This is a genomic window from Prevotella sp. P4-98 (assembly GCF_002251405.1).
GTDB lineage: Bacteria > Bacteroidota > Bacteroidia > Bacteroidales > Bacteroidaceae > Prevotella.
In genome coordinates, this window is the sequence record NZ_NPJC01000051.1 from 40878 (window position 1) to 57805 (window position 16928).

A 16928-nucleotide genomic window follows, 5' to 3' on the forward strand; every position below is an offset into this window, starting at 1 on the left:
ACACCGTCGCAACATGCAGTTTTACTGCAAGTTGCCCAGAACTGGTGTTCGATGTTCGATAAATGATAACATCGCGTGTGCGCATGTGCGCGAGGACCGAGACGTCCATCATTCTATTTTCCACAGGCGTCAACCATACCATTTAACGACCTCTGCTTCGCTGAAGGAAGAAAATATTACCATCGTGTTGTTCGCTATATTGCTTTGCTTCATTAGGGGTCATATAAACCTTTTTGACTTCTCCGTCATAAAAGACTGCCACACAAGGTTTTACAATATAGAAAACTTTCTTTCCACCTTGCGACTTTAATTGATGTATTCTGTCTTTAAGAGCATTATATTGTCTTTGCCTTTTGTTATCCAAATCTTCGTCATAATCTTCATCATCAAGCCACAACATTGAATCAAAATCTTTAAAAGCTTTATCTTGTGCTCTTTGCAATGTGTCAATTGATATTTCATTCAACACTCTATTTACAGACTCCTTAATTACTTTATGTAAGTCAGATTCTGTTAATCTTATAAGTTTCTTGTTCATTTTTATATATTGTTTATTTTCTATTATTGATTTTATTGGTTCATTAGGTCTTAAAATCATAACTTTTGCGTGTTTAGGTGTGTTAGCAAATGGGGCATTAAAGCCTTTGTTCTGCCAAATAGATTGTACTTGTTGATTAATCAGTGCTGCATCATTAATGCCTAACAGTTGGCAATCGTAAACATATTGTATTACTTCGAACGATTTTTTCTGCCCAATTACATTCCCTTCTTTACCCTTTATGCTCATATCAACTGACGCGTCAGAATCATATTCACCATTTTTAGGAAATACAACGCAGAAATTAATAGCATATGATGGGTCATAATCTTTGTCGTACCAAGTCCATAACCAAGTACCGTGATTCGAAATCCTTGCTTGTAACGGTCTATTACCTTCAGTGGTATAAGTTCTGTAATATGATGTATCTCTTTTATTAGGTTTAAATCCACCATTACGTCTAATCAACTCTATTGCAACATCAAAATCTATCATTTTTTTTATTAAAATTACTAATATAAATAGTTTGTTTGAAGAAAAAGTATTACTTTTGCAACACTATGGCAGAATATTATGATTCACTAACTTTTTCAGACTACCCGCCAACGGAATTGTTGGGTAGTAGGATTTACAATGATTCTATTAAAAGATTATCATTTCAATACAGAATTAAGAATAAGGATAAACTCATTGCTTATATTGCTGTATCTCAAGATAATCCTAATATAGACGTTCCAAACGTGGATAATCAACTGAATGGTTGCAGAATTTTAGCTGTACATACAGAACCATATCAAGTGGGACGTTATCAAGTAACAAATGTTCAATTATTAGAAGCACTGCTTGATGAAGCTGAATATTATATTAGAGGATGGGTAAATAATCAAAATGGTCAATTTCAATTCGATTACTTGTGGTTCAATATTGCTGATTTCGATTCACAAGAGATATTAGAAAGAATAGAAAATATGACTCAGAATAATGGTGTAGCATATAAACTTATAGAAAGAAATGAGCAACTAAACCAATGACTGCTCATTTTATAGATTATTTGTGCCAACAGCTATATCATTGCCATTTAACCCATCGAATTCGAGGGGATTAAAAAAGAATATATAAAGAATAGATAAACAGGCAAATGACGAACCTACCATACAACGAAAAGGACATTTCGTCCATATTCAATTACAGCAAGCAGTTGGTGAACAAGTGCCTGCGTGACTTTGCTCCAGATGCAGAAGAACATAAAGGCAAAGGCAGTTTAGGACAACTTGTGGAAGAACTGTTCTTCAAATATGACCTCAATTCCCGCCAAGAAGCTGATTTTGCTTTTGTGAATGCAGAATTGAAGTGCACTCCGCTGAAAGAATCTGCCAAGAAAGAACTGCTGATAAAAGAGAGACTTGTTTGCAGCATGATAAACTATACGGCTGATTGGAATAAAACATTCGAGGAGTCTCATTTCTATCAGAAATGTCTGATAATGCTCATCATGTTTTATCTGCACAATTCAAAGGTTTCAAAACTCGACTTGCAATTCCTTTTCGCTGTATTGTGGAAAATACCAAAGAAAGACCTGTTGATTATCCGTAAGGATTACGACACCATCATTACGAAGATAAGAAACGGACAAGCACATACCTTGTCGGAAGGTGATACGATGTATCTTGGTGCTTGCCGAAAGGGACAAAAGGGTGACTTGTTGATGCCGCAGCATAATAACGAGATGGGCGCACCTCGCCGCGCATGGAGTTTGAAAACAGCCTATATGCGCATCGTGCTTGACGAAGTTAAGAAAAACAATCAAGACGGTGCTTATTGCAATTATGAACTTCCGCAACCATCAATGGAAACGATGTTCTCTGTCAAAGAACTGAAAAACAAATCCGTTGACGAAATTTTGTTGGGGCGTTTCAAGAAATATTGTGGCAAGACTTATCGACAAATATGTAATATGTTAGGTATCGAACCATCCAACTCTAAGTCAAAGTACTTCATCATTTCGAATACGATTGCTGGAAAAGGAAACGTAAGCAATGTGAACAAGTCGGAAGAGTTTGAGAAGTCAGGTTTAACAATGAAAACTATTCGAGTAAAGAAAACAGGTTCAATAAAGGAAGCCATGTCATTTGAGAACATAGACTATCAAGAAGTTTTCGATTGCGAGGAATGGACAGATTCGAGACTATACGAACTTTTCACTAATCGTTTTTTGTTCGTTATATTCCGTGAGACGGATAATGTATTACAATTACCTAGCGGAAAGACAGAACCTGAGTACAAGTTGGAAAAGGTTGCCTTTTGGACTATGCCACAGGAAGACCTACAAGTGGCTCAACAATATTGGAATAACATTCGCCAAAATGTATTGGATAATCATATAGCTCCACAATATTTTTGGAGTGCAAAGGATGACCAGAACTTCCATGTCCGTCCAAAGGCAAGAGTTGCAGACGATACGACAGAGAATCCTAATGGAGGTATGGTCAAGAAGTATTGTTATTGGTTTAATCAGAAATATGTAAAGAATATCATAGAAAATGAGTTATAAGATAAAAGATATGGAAATGGAGGGTAATTGGGTGTTATGCGACCCAATCGCAAGATATTCCAACACGACACATCAGCGAGTAAGAGAACTTGGATTGTTTGATAATATTCGTCCCGAAATAGAGGTAAACGACATAAAAGTAGTAGAGTTGTTTGCTGGAGTCGGTGGCTTTAGAATAGGATTAGAACGTGCTTCGAAGCACTTCAAAACGATTTGGAGCAACCAATGGGAGCCATCGACCAAACGCCAAGATGCAAGCATCATCTATTGCAGACACTTTGGGGCTGAAGGCCATTCCAACGAAGATATAGCAACCGTACCAACAGAAGAAATACCTGACAGCGACTTGCTTTGCGGTGGTTTTCCTTGTCAAGATTATTCCGTTGCTACAACTTTGCAACGCTCTGGTGGTATTGAGGGCAAGAAAGGTGTGCTTTGGTGGCAAATCTATCGTATTTTGAAAGAGAAAGGTGACAAGCGTCCTGACTATCTGATGTTGGAAAACGTTGATCGTCTTCTCAACTCGCCTGCCAAACAGCGTGGTCGAGACTTTGCCATCATTCTTTCTTCTTTGTCAAGCCTCGGTTACATTGTGGAATGGCGCATCATCAACGCTGCTGATTATGGAATGCCACAACGCCGTCGTCGTACCTATATGGTAGCTTATCACAAAGGAACACAACTGGCTGCGCAATTTGAAAAGTTGAGCAATAAGTTTGATTGGATTCTTCAAGAAGGCATTATGCCACAGGCTTTCAATTGCCAAGAGAAAGACGGCAAGACCAACTCATTTGATATCAGTGATGACATTGCAGAGGTCTCGGACAATTTCAATAAAGGTAAGAAAGAAAGCCCATTCAAGAACTCTGGGGTCATGGCTAATGGCAAGGTTTATACTCTTGACACACTTCCTGTGTACAATGGGCCTTACCTTACACTTGGTGATATCCTTGTTGATGAAATGGTTGTACCAGAAGAATTCTTCATTTCCGAGGAAGACTTGCCAAAGTGGGAATATCAGAAAGGTTCGAAGTCATTAAAGCGCATCAACAAGACTACAGGTTTTGAGTACAACTATAGCGAAGGTGCAATGGCATTTCCTGACTATCTCGACTGTGCTTCACGAACTATCATCACTGGCGAAGGTGGTGCTGGTCCTTCACGCTTCAAGCATATCATCAAAACGGAAAGCGGCCGTTATCGCCGTCTTGTACCTGTGGAGTTGGAACGCTTGAATATGTTCCCAGACAACCATACTTTTGGCTCGTCCGACTTGCGTCGTGCGTTCCTTATGGGGAATGCACTTGTGACAGGCATAGTTGAGAACATTGCTTTAATATTAAAAGATAGAATTTAGAAAGTAGTAAAGACATTATGTTACCAGTAAATACAATTATATTAGGAAATGGCTTTGATTTAGACCTTGGCTTGAAAACATCCTATAGAGATTTCTTAAAGAGTAATCAATTTCGTACTCTTTTAGATGAGAACTGCGGTATGGGTATAGATATGAATATCTTTCAATTCATCAAAGATCAAAGTCAACTTGAAACATGGGGAGGTGTAGAGGCATCATTACTTGATTTTGTTCAAAAATTTAAGACTTGTCCAAATCAGAAAATAAAAAATACAATCCGTAGCTCATACGAAAAATTAGAAAAAGGGATTGCCGACTACTTAGCTGATATAAGTTACGAAGCTATCAATGAAAGTTCATGTGCAATATATTTATTGCATCGTTTAAGCAACATGGTTAATGTATATTCTTACAATTATACAGATGTTAATAGAATTCCGACTATCAATAATAGCTCGGTAAAACATTTACATGGAACGCTAAAAGAAAATAATATTATACTGGGAGTTCAAGATGCAAATATAACTAATGGATTAGGTTTCGTAAAAAAATCATATCATAGCAATTACAATTCGATGGAATTTGTAAGAGACATGTTGGCTTCTGAGCGCATTTTGTTTTTTGGTCATTCACTATGTATGTCAGACAAAGAGTATTTTTCATCTTTATTCTGTGCTTCACAAAATAACCATTGTAAACAGATAGACTTTATCATACACGACGAGAACGGCAAAGATTTGATTTTAGATAATATTGAACAACTATCAAAATTAAATATTGCCAAAGTGAGAGAAAACATTAGAATAAATTTTCACTTTACAAAAGAACAATACAAGGGGGAAACAAAAAAAGCCATTGATGACTTTATGGATGATAGTGATAACAAGTATAGTTTCTGTTTACCTGATGGGCGGTACGTGTAATTACATCATTGTTGATGGTATTTACAGCATTTGAGAGCGCAACCTCTTCCGCTCGTGTGGCAGGCTCGTTGTCCTTCTTCCAAAGCGTCAGGAGCAATGTCTTGATGCTTTCTCGCTTCTCGATGTCAAAGACCTTATCCTCGGTGAAAAAGGGATTGAATGAGATGGGACTCTCATCCGTATAGGTATAGTAGATACCGTCCTTTCCGCCTGTCTTTCTGTTGATCATCTCGCAGAGTCCCTGGTAGGAGTTTCCCGTATCGACCAAGACCACATGCGTGCCTTGTTCATAATACTGTCTGACGAGGTGGTTCATGGAGAACGACTTCCCACTTCCCGATGGTCCGAGCACGAACTTGTTGCGGTTGGTTGTCACGCCTTTCCTCATCGGCAGGTCAGAGATGTCTATGTGCAGCGGCTTGCCACTGATGCGGTCTGCCATCTTGATGCTGAAAGGTGAGGGAGAATCCATATAGTTGGTTTCCTCCGTGAAGAGGCATGTTGCCTGCTCAATGAAGGTATGGAAACTCTCCTCTGACGGAAAATCACCCTCGTTGCCGGGTATCGCAGCCCAGAATAATGTCGGACAATCCACCGTATTGTGGCGTAGCACACATTCCATGCTTGCCAACTGACTGCCCACATCATTGCGAAGATGCTTCAACTCTTCCAACTCCTCACCCCATGCCATAACATTGAAATGGGCACGGACAGACTGCAAGCCTTGTGAGTGAGCCTCGTTCAGATACTCCATTCCCATCAAACTGGACAGTTTTCCGTCAAGTCTTCGATGGTTTTCCGTCATTTTCTCGATCTTCTTTCGTCCTTCTTTCGTTCGAAATTCGTTCAATCCTCGTTCGGTTCTCGATCGGTCTTCGATAGACTAACGAATAAGCAACGAGAGACGAACGAGGACCTAACGAGAACCCAACGAGAACCGAACGAGAACCGAACGGGAACAGGTCGGGTGGCAGTCGAAAAGCCATGGGTCTTCTGTTGTAACCAGTTTGAGGTGTTTCGAGTTGCATTTGTAAACATAATTAAGATTTTTAATTCGTAAGACTTGTGGTTTATTGCAAAGGCATCTTCCTTGTTTTGAAAATCAGCCTTAGGTTCGCGTGCAAAGATACAATATCACACCCCCCGTTGTCAAGCCTTTAGTCAGGGTTTTAATCTTATTTAACTAATAATTCAGATTTTTTAATATTACAAGGACAAAATTCCATCAAAAACCACACCTTTTAGATGAGAAACAACTGTTTATCAAGGTGCCATGTATTCCGTGAATCATAAAAAATCCGAGTAATTGGTCTGATCACAACATGAGATGTAAAACAGGTACTAAATGCTGTGTTTTTAGCGCATGACGTTATCGCGACAGGCGATTGGCGTTATCTACAATAGAGAGCAATATCACCTGTTTTCAATAGATGCCCATGACCTATCCTCCTGGGCATGGTGGATTAGCAAATCTCAGCATAAATATCTGTCGTTTGTAAAATCTTTATGCCCTACCCGTCTCTTAGTTTTCTAATCTTTTTTCCGAATAACATATTCTATGTTTTTTCTTCTTCAGCAAATTACCGGCAAATTTAAACCATACAGATTAAAGAAAATCGAGTTATTCTTTTGTACTTCTCTCGGTTTGCACTATCTTTGGCGCACAGCACCGAAAATAGGCTACACCTCGGAAATACAAAAGAAAATCGGAATTTTCTTTTGTACTTCTCTCGGTTTGCATTATCTTTGTACCCAGAAACAAAAACGCAAGAAATATGAAGAACGTAACAGAAACTATTAAGTATATCGGCTGCGACGATGCTGATGTACGACTATTTGAATCACAGTATAAAGTGCCGGAAGGCATGAGCTACAACTCGTTTGTAATCCTCGATGAGAAAATTGCCATTATGGATACCAGCGACAAGCGCACTATGGAACAATGGAAAGCCAACCTCGCTGAAGCACTCAACGGACGTAAGCCCGACTATCTCGTGGTGCACCACTTAGAGCCAGACCACGCCAGTGGACTCGGTGAAGTGCTGGCACTCTATCCCGATATTAAAATAGTATGTTCGGCACGTGCACTGACCATGATTCCACAATACTTCCCCGATGCAGACCTTGCCGATAAGGCTATTGCCGTGAAGGAAGGCGACACCCTCTCGCTGGGCGAACACACCTTGACATTCATCATGGCACCTATGGTACACTGGCCCGAAGTGATGGTGAGCTACGACAGTAAGGACAAAGTACTCTTCTCTGCCGATGCTTTCGGTAAGTTTGGCGTGATGGATGCCGATCCCGATGACTGGGCTTGCGAGGCAAGACGCTACTATTTTAATATCTGCGGAAAATATGGCAACCCCGTGACAACACTGTTGCAGAAGGCTGCAAAACTCGATATCCAACAGATTCTGCCTCTCCACGGTCCACTGCTGAAAGGTGAACAAATGGCTGAAGCCGTGCGTCTCTACAATATCTGGGGAAGCTACGGCGTGGAAGCAGAGGGTGTGTTTATCGCCCACGCTTCTATCCATGGATGCACCAAGGCTGCTGCAGAGATGCTGGCTGAGATACTCAAAAAGAAAGGCTGTAAGAAGGTGGCCATCTCTGACCTGTGTCGCGAAGATCAAGCAGAAGCCATAGAAGATGCATTCAAATATGGCAAAGTGGTGCTGGCTGCATCAAGCTACGACGCTGGACTGTTTCCACCGATGTACGACTTCCTGCACCATCTGACCATCAAGACATGGCAGAAGCGCGAAGTGGCACTCATAGAAAACGGAAGTTGGGCCCCAACAGCTGCCCGTGTGATGAAGCAGATGCTGGAGCCCATGAAGGATATTACCATAAAAGGAGACACCGTGACACTGCGTGGCGTGGTGAAGCCTACAGATATACCGGCTCTTGAAGCTTTGGCTGACGCCATTTTGGCGTAACAGCCTATAGGCATCAGGCTTTTGCCAATGCCTGACGGAACTGGTTCATCAACCACTCTTTCTGCTCGGCAATCGTCATCTGCGAATTGTCGAGCAGAATTGCATCTGATGCCTGACGTAAGGGAGACACCTCACGATGGGAGTCGATATAGTCGCGTTCTTCTACATTGCGCAAAATGTCGGCGTAATCAGCCTCCATACCCTTGCCTTTCAACTCATCATAACGGCGGCGGGCACGCACTTCGGCAGAGGCAGTGACGAAAATCTTCAGTTCAGCATCAGGAAACACTACGGTACCGATGTCGCGACCATCCATCACAACTCCTTTATCCTTGCCCATCTGCTGTTGTTGCGCTACCATGGCGGTGCGCACAAATGGTAAGGCTGCAATGGGACTGACGCGACTCGACACCTCCATGGTGCGGATGTCGTGCTCTACCAACTCGCCGTTGAGATAGGTGTCGGGGCGACCTGTCTCGGCATTGAAACGGAAGGAGATGTTGACATCGCCCCGGTCGATATGCTCGCGAAGGGCTTCTTCATCAATGCCTTTCTCGGTAAAGAGTCCGTTGCGCAGCGCATAGAGCGTCACACTGCGATACATAGCTCCCGTGTCAACATAGACGTATCCCACTTCGCGTGCCAAGTCCTTGGCCATGGTACTCTTACCACACGACGAATGACCGTCGATGGCTATCGTTATCTTCTTCATATCGTTTGTTTTTTTCGTTTGTAATTACAATCTTGATTCAAGTTTCGCAACTGAGGGAATTGATTGAAGTTAAAGAACGTTTTCGTTAAGCCAAATGAGCAGAATAAAGCTCGCTTTAATTCTGTCATGGCGAGAAAAGGTGCCATAAAATGGAAGTTATCACTCCCTACGGTCGTTCGGGAAGTTAAGAGACAATAGCCTTTTGCCGTAAGACGTAGGACATTTGTCCCTTAACTTCTCTCTAACTTCCCTAACTTCCCTTAACTTCCCCACATGCGATAGTTCAGTAATCTTGATAATTTGTTGTTAAAAACTATAGGACGCTCCCAACAGCAGCGACGAGGCTGACACATGGTAGCGAGCATACGCCACATGAAACTTGAAGCGCTCCAACTGCAGACCGGCACCACACGACAAGCCGGCGCCATGGCTGCTCTCACCATCGCCATCACTGAGACGCATCTCGCTGGGGCGACGGAAATGGTAGCCGGCAGCTACATAGACATGGTCGCCCAAGAAGACATCGGCACCGATGGTGAGGTGTTTCAGAAGCGACACATCCCAACTGTTGAGTCGCGACAACGTTGCAGAGAAGCGCAACGGAGCAGCAGAAAGGCGCTTGGAGATGCCTACTGCCACATCCAAGGGCAGATCTTCATGGGTGTCGGCATAGGTTTGGACCTGTCCACCCAGATTGCGTGCAGAGGCTGACAGGGAGATACCGTGATCTTCGTCGTAATAGTTGAGTCCTAAATCGGCAGCAATAGCCTGCGAATGGTAGCCTGCAAGATCGGAAGTGATATAGCGAAGGGTTACTCCACCACTCCACCTATCGCCCAAGAGATAAGCCAACGAGGCAGAGAGTGCTATGTCCTTGGCTGACAAATCGCCGAGGTCGGTGCCCGATGCATCCATCTGTCGCATGTCGCCATAGTCCATATACTGTGCACTCACAGCCCATGTGGCTCGTTCGCCCCAAGCCTTGACAAACGCTGCCGACGCCGTTTTCACTCCTTCCATATAGGTCATATAGTTGAGATTGAGCGTGCGGTCGGAAACATTGCTGATCAGGGCGGGATTATGAAACACCAGCGATGCGTCGTCGTCGCTAATACTGATATTGTCGCCACCCAATGCCGCAGCATGCACACTGACAGGCAAGCGGAGGAACGTATATACCTCCTGGCTTTCCTGTGCAACGGTGGCTGATGCCGTGCAGAGGCTGATGAGGGTCAGTATGACTTGCTTCATCGCTGATAATGTTTCCTGTGATTCTATTACGCAAGAATTAGAATGTCCACTTCACTGCCAATGTTGGATTGACAAAGAAGTTCTTGCCATTGTAGGTGTTGTAAACGAAGTTATGGCTGATCTCTACCTCGGAACCTACGCTGAGATTAACGTCTTTCATGCCAGGCAGGGTGTTGAGGTTGTACCAGAACTGCGGTTCGGTGAGCATCACCAGTTGTCCGTGACCGTTAGCTTTCTCTCCACGCCAGAAATCAATGAAGCCGGAGAAGGTGCAAGCCTTGTTGGCAAAAGTGATGCCCCATACACCGGTCAGCTGCATGCTATGGTAAGCGTGAGTATAGTCGTAGCTCTTGAAGTAGCGTTTGTAGAGCACTTGTACGGAATAGGTCTTGGAGAAATCGGAAGAATGTCCGTTCCAGGCGGGACCCAACAGGGCTGCATGCTGGAAACTACCCGAACGGTTGAGACCGCCGTCATACTCTATATGGGCTGCAAGGGGTGATCCCTTGCCAAGATTGAACTCGCGCGAAATCTCGGTATAAGCGGCCTCCATGAACTTGCGGCTGAGGTCGAAATCCACAAAATAATACCATGAACCGAAGCGGTCGGCTTTGAACTGTTCAAGGGTGAGAGTCACCTTTTGACGGCCTGCTTCCTCGTCGGAATAGATATTACGGCCAAAATCGTAGTGCAGTTGTACGTTCTGTGCCTGTGCGGCAAGGGCAAAAATAGCCACAAGGCTACTGAGAATAACTTTTTTCATTGTTTGTTATTTTTGGGTTAATAATTGTATCATCTGTCGGGCTGCCACATCGGGAGCCTTGCTGTCACCAAGTATTTGCTGTACCTGCCGGTAACCTTCGAGCATCACCTGACGTTGAGCGCCACCAGGCAGGATGGCTTCGAGTTGCATTCGGATATTGTCAACGCTGAAAGTGTCTGCCACCAATTCGGTAACGACTTCGCGGTCGGCTATCAGATTGACCAGCGACACATAGCGTACCTTCAGCAGATGGCGACGTAGATAGCCAATGAGCCAAGGCAATGGAGTTTCATAACATACCACTTGCGGCACATTGAACATGGCGGTTTCAAGTGTGGCAGTACCACTGGTGACAAGGGCTGCCGTGGCTGTGGATAACAAATCGTAGGTCTGATTGCGCACCATACGGACTGCCGTGCCACGCAGAAAGCGGTCGTAACAAGAGGGTTCGATGCCCGGTGCTCCTGCCAACACGATATCGTAACGGTCTGACAGATGGCGCGTGGCGGCTATCATGGCAGGCAGATTGTCTTTGATTTCCTGGCGGCGCGATCCTGCCAACAAGGCAATGACCGGACGCAAGGGCTGTTCGGCATGATGGGTGCTCTGGTATTCGCGCACCTCCTGTGCGGTGGGATTGCCCACATAATGGATGGGGTAATGGTGCTTGCCTTCAAAAAATGCCACCTCGAAGGGAAGTATCGAGAAGAGTTCGGCTACATCGCGCTTGATATTCTTGATGCGATATTCCTTCCATGCCCATATCTTCGGGGCAATATAGTAAAAGACGGGTATATCAGTATGGCGTTTGAGCCATGCTGCTATGTCGAGATTGAAACCGGGATAATCGACAAGGATTACCACATCGGGGTGCCACGCTACGATATCGGCTTTGCAACGGCGCATGTTCTTGAGGATGGTGGGCAGATGGAGTAATACGGGAATGAAACCCATATAAGCCAACTCACGATAGTGTTTGACCAGCGTGCCACCAGCCTGCTGCATCTGTTCGCCACCGAAAAAGCGAAACTCTGCCCGTTCGTCAAAGGTCTTGAGCGAACGCATCAGACGTGAGGCATGAAGATCACCGCTCGCCTCGCCAGCTATCAAATAGTATCTCATTCGGTCCAATTGCTCATGCGGTCCAACATATCGTATGCCGTCTTCTGCTTGAAAAAAAGAAAAATAGCTACATAGCCATGGTCTAATGCCCATTCGTCGGTATCGTCCGATTCGGGCTCAAGATTGGCATAATGGCCTACCATCCACCAATAGTCGTAGTTGCGGGGATGATGACACTTCTCTACTTCATTATACCAGATGCCTTTGGTCATGCGACAAACCTTAACACCACGAAACGAAGGCAACTTCGGAAAATTGACATTGAGACAAACTCCTTCGGGCAAACCTTCGGTCAATACACGTGCTACCATGCGGCGAACATAAGGGCGAAGAGGCTCGAAATCGGCATCATCACGATGGTCGCAAAGGGAAAAAGCTACGGAGGGGATGGACTTCATACAGCCTTCACGCACCACGCCCATCGTGCCGCTATAGTGGGAATTGACCGAAGCATTGTCGCCATGATTGATGCCGCCAAGCACCAAAGCAGGCCGACGATCGGGACAAAGTTCTGCCATTGCCAACTTCACACAATCCACAGGAGTGCCGTTGCACGACCAAATCTCTACTCCTTCCTCCTGATGCTGCTGATGTAACGTCAGCGGTAACGTGGCAGAGAAAGCACACGAATAACCGCTACGGGCTGAATCGGGCGCACAGACCAGCACGTCGGCAAGGTCGCGAACCATCGCCACAAGACTGTTGATGCCCTTGGCTGCATAGCCGTCATCATTGGAAATAAGTATCAGTGGTTTTCTTTTATCCATGCTCTGTTATATGATTTTGTTTGCAAAAGTACTAAAAAAGGTTGATATTTGACCGATTCTCAGAGAAAATTCGTAACTTTGCAACCTATATAACTTATTTAGAGATTGGATATGGGAAAGATTATCGCACTGGCAAACCAGAAAGGCGGAGTTGGAAAGACTACTACCACCATCAATCTGGCAGCATCACTCGCTACACTGGAGAAGTCGGTTCTCGTGGTCGATGCAGACCCGCAGGCCAATGCTTCCAGCGGACTGGGCGTTGACATCAAAGAAGTGGAATGCTCACTCTATGAGTGTATCATCGACAAAGCCGACGTGCGCGATGCCATCTATACTACCGACATCGACGGACTCGACATCATACCAAGCCACATCGACTTGGTGGGAGCTGAAATAGAAATGCTCAACCTCGACAATCGTGAGCGAGTGCTCAAAGACTTGCTGGCTACCATCCGCAACGACTATGACTATATACTCATAGACTGTTCACCATCGCTCGGACTGATTACCGTCAACGCACTTACGGCTGCTGACTCGGTCATCATACCCGTGCAGTGTGAATACTTCGCACTGGAAGGTATCAGCAAACTGCTGAACACCATACGCATCATCAAGAGCAAACTCAATCCGCAACTGGAGATTGAAGGATTCCTACTGACGATGTACGACTCACGTCTGAGACTGGCAAACCAAATCTACGACGAAGTAAAACGCCACTTCCAAGAGCTGGTATTCAAGACCGTCATACAGCGTAACGTCAAACTGTCGGAGAGTCCAAGCCACGGACTGCCCGTCATACTCTATGATGCCGACTCTACAGGATCCAAAAACCATCTGGCTCTCGCCAAGGAAATCATCAACAAAAACAGTAATCAGACCAAACGATAATGACCGTAAGAAAGAAATACGACCGCAGCGTACTGGGAAGAGGACTCGATGACATGGGTGCAGGAAGAGGACTCGATGCACTCATCGACACGGGCAACGTACACACACAGGGTTCGTCAAACCTCAACGAGATTGACATCACTGAGATTGAACCCAACCCCAACCAGCCACGACGCGAGTTTGATCAGGAAGCACTACAAGAATTGGCCAGCAGCATCAGAGAGTTGGGCATCATACAGCCTATCACTCTCCACAAAACAACTGGCGACAAATATCAAATCATTGCAGGAGAACGACGCTGGAGAGCATCACAACTGGCTGGACTCACTAAAATTCCTGCCTATATCGTCACAGTAGAAGATGAGAACGTCATGGAAATGGCACTCGTCGAAAACATACAGCGCGAAGATCTCAATGCAATTGAAATTGCACTGGCATACCAACACTTGGCAGAAAAGGGAGGTATGACACAGGCACGCATCTCAGAGCGAGTGGGCAAAAGCCGTACCGATGTCACCAACCATATGAGACTGCTCAAACTGCCTGCACAAGTGCAAATGGCACTCAAAGAGCATGAGATTGACATGGGACATGCAAGGGCGCTACTTGCCATTGACAGCCCATCTATACAAATCAGACTCTTCAAGGAGATCCAGAAAGAAGGATACTCCGTCAGAAAAGTTGAAGAACTGGTGCAAGCGCTCAAGAACGGCGATGATATCAAAACCAGCAAAGGAAAAATTGCAGCAAAAAACAAATTGCCGGAAGAGTTCTCTTTGCTGCGCGACAGACTCTCACAATTCTTCCAAACTAAAGTGCAGATGACTTGTTCACCAAAAGGAAAAGGAAAAATCAGTATTGCCTTCGACAACGAAGAACAGCTGGAACGCATCATGAATGCACTCGACAACAGCAATCAGTAATAAACAAAGATATGTCGTGTGCAACCTGTAATGGGTTGCACACGCAATATGTCTAACAACGCTATCTATCAGTTGAAACACTATAATAACATATCAACGCTGAAATTCGCAATATGCTCGCTACTGCTGGCAATATGCACCTCGGCCTATGCACAACAGCATAAGACCTTCAAAGAGGATACTGCACCAGTGGACAGCATTGACCTGATGATGGCACGCATCGACTCGCTGGTCACTGCAGACTCTATCATCAACATGACTGCCAATAAAGACGAGCGATCAATACTACAGGTGGATTCCACCAAGCGCATCAAAGCGAAACGCGACTGGTCAACATGGAAACCTGATCCACAACGCGCACTTTGGCTGGCTTTGGTACTGCCGGGAGCAGGACAGATATACAATCGAAAATACTGGAAACTACCAATCGTATATGGAGGATTCATGGGATGTATCTATGCCATGACATGGAACAACATGATGTACAAGGATTACTCACAAGCCTACCTCGACATCATGGACGATGATCCAAATACCAACAGCTACAACAAATTCCTGCACCTCGGCATGCAGATAAACAGCAGCAACGAAGAAAGGTATAAACAGATATTCAAAAGTCGTAAAGACAAATACCGCCGGTGGCGCGACATGAGCTTCTTTGTAATGGTAGGTGTCTATGCCCTATCGGTCATCGATGCCTATGTTGATGCCGAACTATCGGTGTTCGATATATCAAAAGACCTCAGTCTGAAAGTAAAGCCTACAGTCATTCCCAACCATAACGGGGGGAATCCGCTGACGGCACAGTCGCTGGGTGTGAATTGCAGCCTCAACTTCTAATCACACACCACACTCACTAAAAAGAAAGCAACAAGAAAAGGAATGAACAAAAGACTTATTAGCATATTCACCCTGCTGACCGCCTTAATCATGGGCGTACAAGCACAGGTGGTGACTACAAACGAAGAAGATACCGACGAAGAGGATGAACTCATCGTTATTGACGAAGAGGGTAAAGAGGAAGTTATCGAATTTCCTGAAGCAATGACCTATGACCTCGACAGTCTGCTCAACGAGTATATGGCGAAAACATATCTCACACCCGAAGACTGTAATACAACAAATGAAAATCCTTCATATCCCACAGAGGTGTTTGTCGAACGCCTCTACAGACTGCCTACCGTCATGGAAATGGCACATAATGAGGTAGTGCAACAGTTTATCGACAGATACTGCACCAGACTCAGACGCACTATAGGCTATGCACTTGGAGCATCCAACTTCTATATGCCTATCTTTGAAGAGGCGCTCGATCTCTACCAGATACCACTCGAACTACGCAATCTGCCTATCATAGAATCGGCACTCAATCCCAAAGCCGTATCAAGAGTGGGGGCAACAGGACTCTGGCAGTTTATGCTCACCACAGGAAAAACATACGGCCTGCAGGTCAACTCACTCGTTGACGAACGTCGCGACCCCATCAAGGCTTCGTTTGCTGCTGCACACTATCTGAGCGATCTCTATAAGGTGTTTGGCGACTGGAACCTCGTCATCGCTGCTTACAACTGTGGACCGGCTAACGTCAACAAGGCAATACAAAGGTCTGGAGGATCAAAAGACTATTGGCAGATTTATCCCTATCTGCCAAAAGAAACAAGAGGTTACGTGCCGGCTTTCATAGCTGCCAACTACATGATGACCTACTACTCGAAGCATAACATCTGTCCGATGCACAGCACATTGCCTGCACAAACAGATACAGTGATGGTGGCGCGAAACATCCATCTGCAACAGATTGCTGGGGTGTTGGGAATAGACATCGAACAGCTTCGAGCACTCAACCCGATGTATCGACGCGACGTGGTACCCGGTGCCACACAGCCATACGCCATCAGACTGCCACTGGCTGACGTCAACCGATTCATCGAAATGGAAGACTCTATCAGCAACTATAGGGCAAGCGAACTGCTGACTAACCGCATGCAGGTGGAGGTTAACGATGATGTGCCTACCTACTATCATAAGAGCAAACGCTATGTGAAGAGCCGAAAGTGGCGCGTCACAAGACGCTCCCATATGCATCGCGGATCAAAATCAAAAGCACGACGTGGCAAGGCAAGGCACAGCAAGAAACGCAGCAAGGCACGCAGCAGAAGACGCAGATAAGACACTGCACCAATAACGA

The 16928-nt window shown here is 44.9% G+C and carries 15 protein-coding genes and 1 pseudogene; 9 read left to right on the top strand and 7 right to left on the bottom strand.

The annotated features are described in order from the left end of the window. Positions 1-142: 142 nt before the first annotated feature. Positions 143-1033: a hypothetical protein gene (locus CIK96_RS07370; RefSeq protein ID WP_094440182.1), complete on the bottom strand. Its 891-nt coding sequence runs from the start codon at positions 1031-1033 to the stop codon at positions 143-145. 65 nt (positions 1034-1098) lie between these two features. Between CIK96_RS07370 and CIK96_RS07375 the strand changes: the two genes are divergently transcribed. From CIK96_RS07375 to CIK96_RS07390, 4 genes are all read left to right on the top strand, one after another. Further along, complete coding sequence (locus CIK96_RS07375; RefSeq protein WP_094440183.1) at positions 1099-1569, top strand: hypothetical protein; 471 nt, start codon at positions 1099-1101, stop codon at positions 1567-1569. A 107-nt stretch (positions 1570-1676) separates the two neighbouring features. After that, the gene (locus CIK96_RS07380; protein ID WP_094440184.1) at positions 1677-3089 is read left to right on the top strand and encodes a Sau3AI family type II restriction endonuclease; all 1413 of its coding nucleotides are present in this window, start codon (positions 1677-1679) and stop codon (positions 3087-3089) included. After that, a complete protein-coding gene (dcm, locus tag CIK96_RS07385) occupies positions 3079-4446 on the top strand; it encodes a DNA (cytosine-5-)-methyltransferase (protein WP_254047094.1) in 1368 nt (455 codons plus the stop codon). Before CIK96_RS07380 ends, dcm begins: the two co-directional genes overlap by 11 nt. Before the next feature lie 17 nt (positions 4447-4463). After that, positions 4464-5369, top strand: coding sequence for an AbiH family protein (locus CIK96_RS07390; RefSeq protein WP_094440185.1), 906 nt, complete (start codon positions 4464-4466; stop codon positions 5367-5369). Here the strand turns inward: CIK96_RS07390 and CIK96_RS07395 are convergent. Further along, a pseudogene (locus CIK96_RS07395) lies at positions 5320-6198 on the bottom strand (TraG family conjugative transposon ATPase); the annotation flags it as partial. The gene CIK96_RS07390 and the pseudogene CIK96_RS07395 sit on opposite strands and share 50 nt — an antisense overlap. Positions 6199-7144: 946 nt before the next feature. Here CIK96_RS07395 and CIK96_RS07400 point away from each other — a divergent pair. Continuing rightward, positions 7145-8311 (top strand): FprA family A-type flavoprotein, encoded by a 1167-nt coding sequence (locus CIK96_RS07400; protein WP_094440186.1) that lies wholly within the window; start codon positions 7145-7147, stop codon positions 8309-8311. A gap of 13 nt (positions 8312-8324) precedes the next feature. On the opposite strand, the gene cmk is transcribed toward CIK96_RS07400, so the two are convergent. The 5 genes from cmk to surE form a co-directional block, all read right to left on the bottom strand. Then, positions 8325-9023 carry a (d)CMP kinase gene (gene cmk, locus CIK96_RS07405; RefSeq protein WP_094440187.1) on the bottom strand — a complete coding sequence of 233 codons (699 nt, stop codon included), beginning with the start codon at positions 9021-9023 and terminating at the stop codon, positions 8325-8327. 306 nt (positions 9024-9329) lie between these two features. Beyond that, positions 9330-10274, bottom strand: a complete 945-nt coding sequence (gene porQ / locus CIK96_RS07410) for a type IX secretion system protein PorQ (protein WP_094434202.1) — start codon at positions 10272-10274, stop codon at positions 9330-9332. A 37-nt stretch (positions 10275-10311) separates the two neighbouring features. After that, on the bottom strand, positions 10312-11037 hold the full coding sequence (locus tag CIK96_RS07415) for a DUF5020 family protein (protein WP_094390529.1): 726 nt from the start codon (positions 11035-11037) through the stop codon (positions 10312-10314). 6 nt (positions 11038-11043) lie between these two features. Beyond that, the gene (gene lpxB / locus CIK96_RS07420) at positions 11044-12159 is read right to left on the bottom strand and encodes a lipid-A-disaccharide synthase (RefSeq protein WP_094434204.1); all 1116 of its coding nucleotides are present in this window, start codon (positions 12157-12159) and stop codon (positions 11044-11046) included. Next, positions 12156-12926 carry a 5'/3'-nucleotidase SurE gene (gene surE / locus CIK96_RS07425; RefSeq protein WP_094440188.1) on the bottom strand — a complete coding sequence of 257 codons (771 nt, stop codon included), beginning with the start codon at positions 12924-12926 and terminating at the stop codon, positions 12156-12158. The genes lpxB and surE overlap by 4 nt, the downstream gene beginning before the upstream one ends. A gap of 111 nt (positions 12927-13037) precedes the next feature. On the opposite strand from surE, the gene CIK96_RS07430 reads away from it, so the two are divergent. The 4 genes from CIK96_RS07430 to CIK96_RS07445 are packed head-to-tail and all read left to right on the top strand — an operon-like array spanning position 13038 to position 16909. Beyond that, positions 13038-13817: a ParA family protein gene (locus CIK96_RS07430; RefSeq protein WP_094390532.1), complete on the top strand. Its 780-nt coding sequence runs from the start codon at positions 13038-13040 to the stop codon at positions 13815-13817. Then, positions 13817-14740: a ParB/RepB/Spo0J family partition protein gene (locus CIK96_RS07435; protein WP_094390533.1), complete on the top strand. Its 924-nt coding sequence runs from the start codon at positions 13817-13819 to the stop codon at positions 14738-14740. Before CIK96_RS07430 ends, CIK96_RS07435 begins: the two co-directional genes overlap by 1 nt. A gap of 48 nt (positions 14741-14788) precedes the next feature. After that, entirely contained in the window at positions 14789-15580 is a 792-nt protein-coding gene (locus CIK96_RS07440; RefSeq protein WP_371592511.1) for a DUF5683 domain-containing protein, read from the top strand. A 42-nt stretch (positions 15581-15622) separates the two neighbouring features. Further along, positions 15623-16909 (top strand): lytic transglycosylase domain-containing protein, encoded by a 1287-nt coding sequence (locus CIK96_RS07445; RefSeq protein ID WP_094440189.1) that lies wholly within the window; start codon positions 15623-15625, stop codon positions 16907-16909. The last annotated feature ends 19 nt before the right edge of the window (positions 16910-16928 follow it).

Excerpts from the sequence above, each read along its gene's own strand:
- CIK96_RS07415 (WP_094390529.1), bottom strand. The coding sequence starts at position 11,037 with ATGAAAAAAGTTATTCTCAGTAGCCTTGTGGCTATTTTTGCCCTTGCC.
- CIK96_RS07445 (WP_094440189.1), top strand. The coding sequence starts at position 15,623 with ATGAACAAAAGACTTATTAGCATATTCACCCTGCTGACCGCCTTAATC.
- CIK96_RS07380 (WP_094440184.1), top strand. The coding sequence starts at position 1,677 with ATGACGAACCTACCATACAACGAAAAGGACATTTCGTCCATATTCAAT.
- cmk (WP_094440187.1), bottom strand. The coding sequence starts at position 9,023 with ATGAAGAAGATAACGATAGCCATCGACGGTCATTCGTCGTGTGGTAAG.
- CIK96_RS07375 (WP_094440183.1), top strand. The coding sequence starts at position 1,099 with ATGGCAGAATATTATGATTCACTAACTTTTTCAGACTACCCGCCAACG.
- surE (WP_094440188.1), bottom strand. The coding sequence starts at position 12,926 with ATGGATAAAAGAAAACCACTGATACTTATTTCCAATGATGACGGCTAT.
- CIK96_RS07430 (WP_094390532.1), top strand. The coding sequence starts at position 13,038 with ATGGGAAAGATTATCGCACTGGCAAACCAGAAAGGCGGAGTTGGAAAG.
- CIK96_RS07390 (WP_094440185.1), top strand. The coding sequence starts at position 4,464 with ATGTTACCAGTAAATACAATTATATTAGGAAATGGCTTTGATTTAGAC.
- CIK96_RS07435 (WP_094390533.1), top strand. The coding sequence starts at position 13,817 with ATGACCGTAAGAAAGAAATACGACCGCAGCGTACTGGGAAGAGGACTC.
- CIK96_RS07370 (WP_094440182.1), bottom strand. The coding sequence starts at position 1,033 with ATGATAGATTTTGATGTTGCAATAGAGTTGATTAGACGTAATGGTGGA.
- lpxB (WP_094434204.1), bottom strand. The coding sequence starts at position 12,159 with ATGAGATACTATTTGATAGCTGGCGAGGCGAGCGGTGATCTTCATGCC.
- CIK96_RS07440 (WP_371592511.1), top strand. The coding sequence starts at position 14,789 with ATGTCTAACAACGCTATCTATCAGTTGAAACACTATAATAACATATCA.
- porQ (WP_094434202.1), bottom strand. The coding sequence starts at position 10,274 with ATGAAGCAAGTCATACTGACCCTCATCAGCCTCTGCACGGCATCAGCC.
- CIK96_RS07400 (WP_094440186.1), top strand. The coding sequence starts at position 7,145 with ATGAAGAACGTAACAGAAACTATTAAGTATATCGGCTGCGACGATGCT.
- dcm (WP_254047094.1), top strand. The coding sequence starts at position 3,079 with ATGAGTTATAAGATAAAAGATATGGAAATGGAGGGTAATTGGGTGTTA.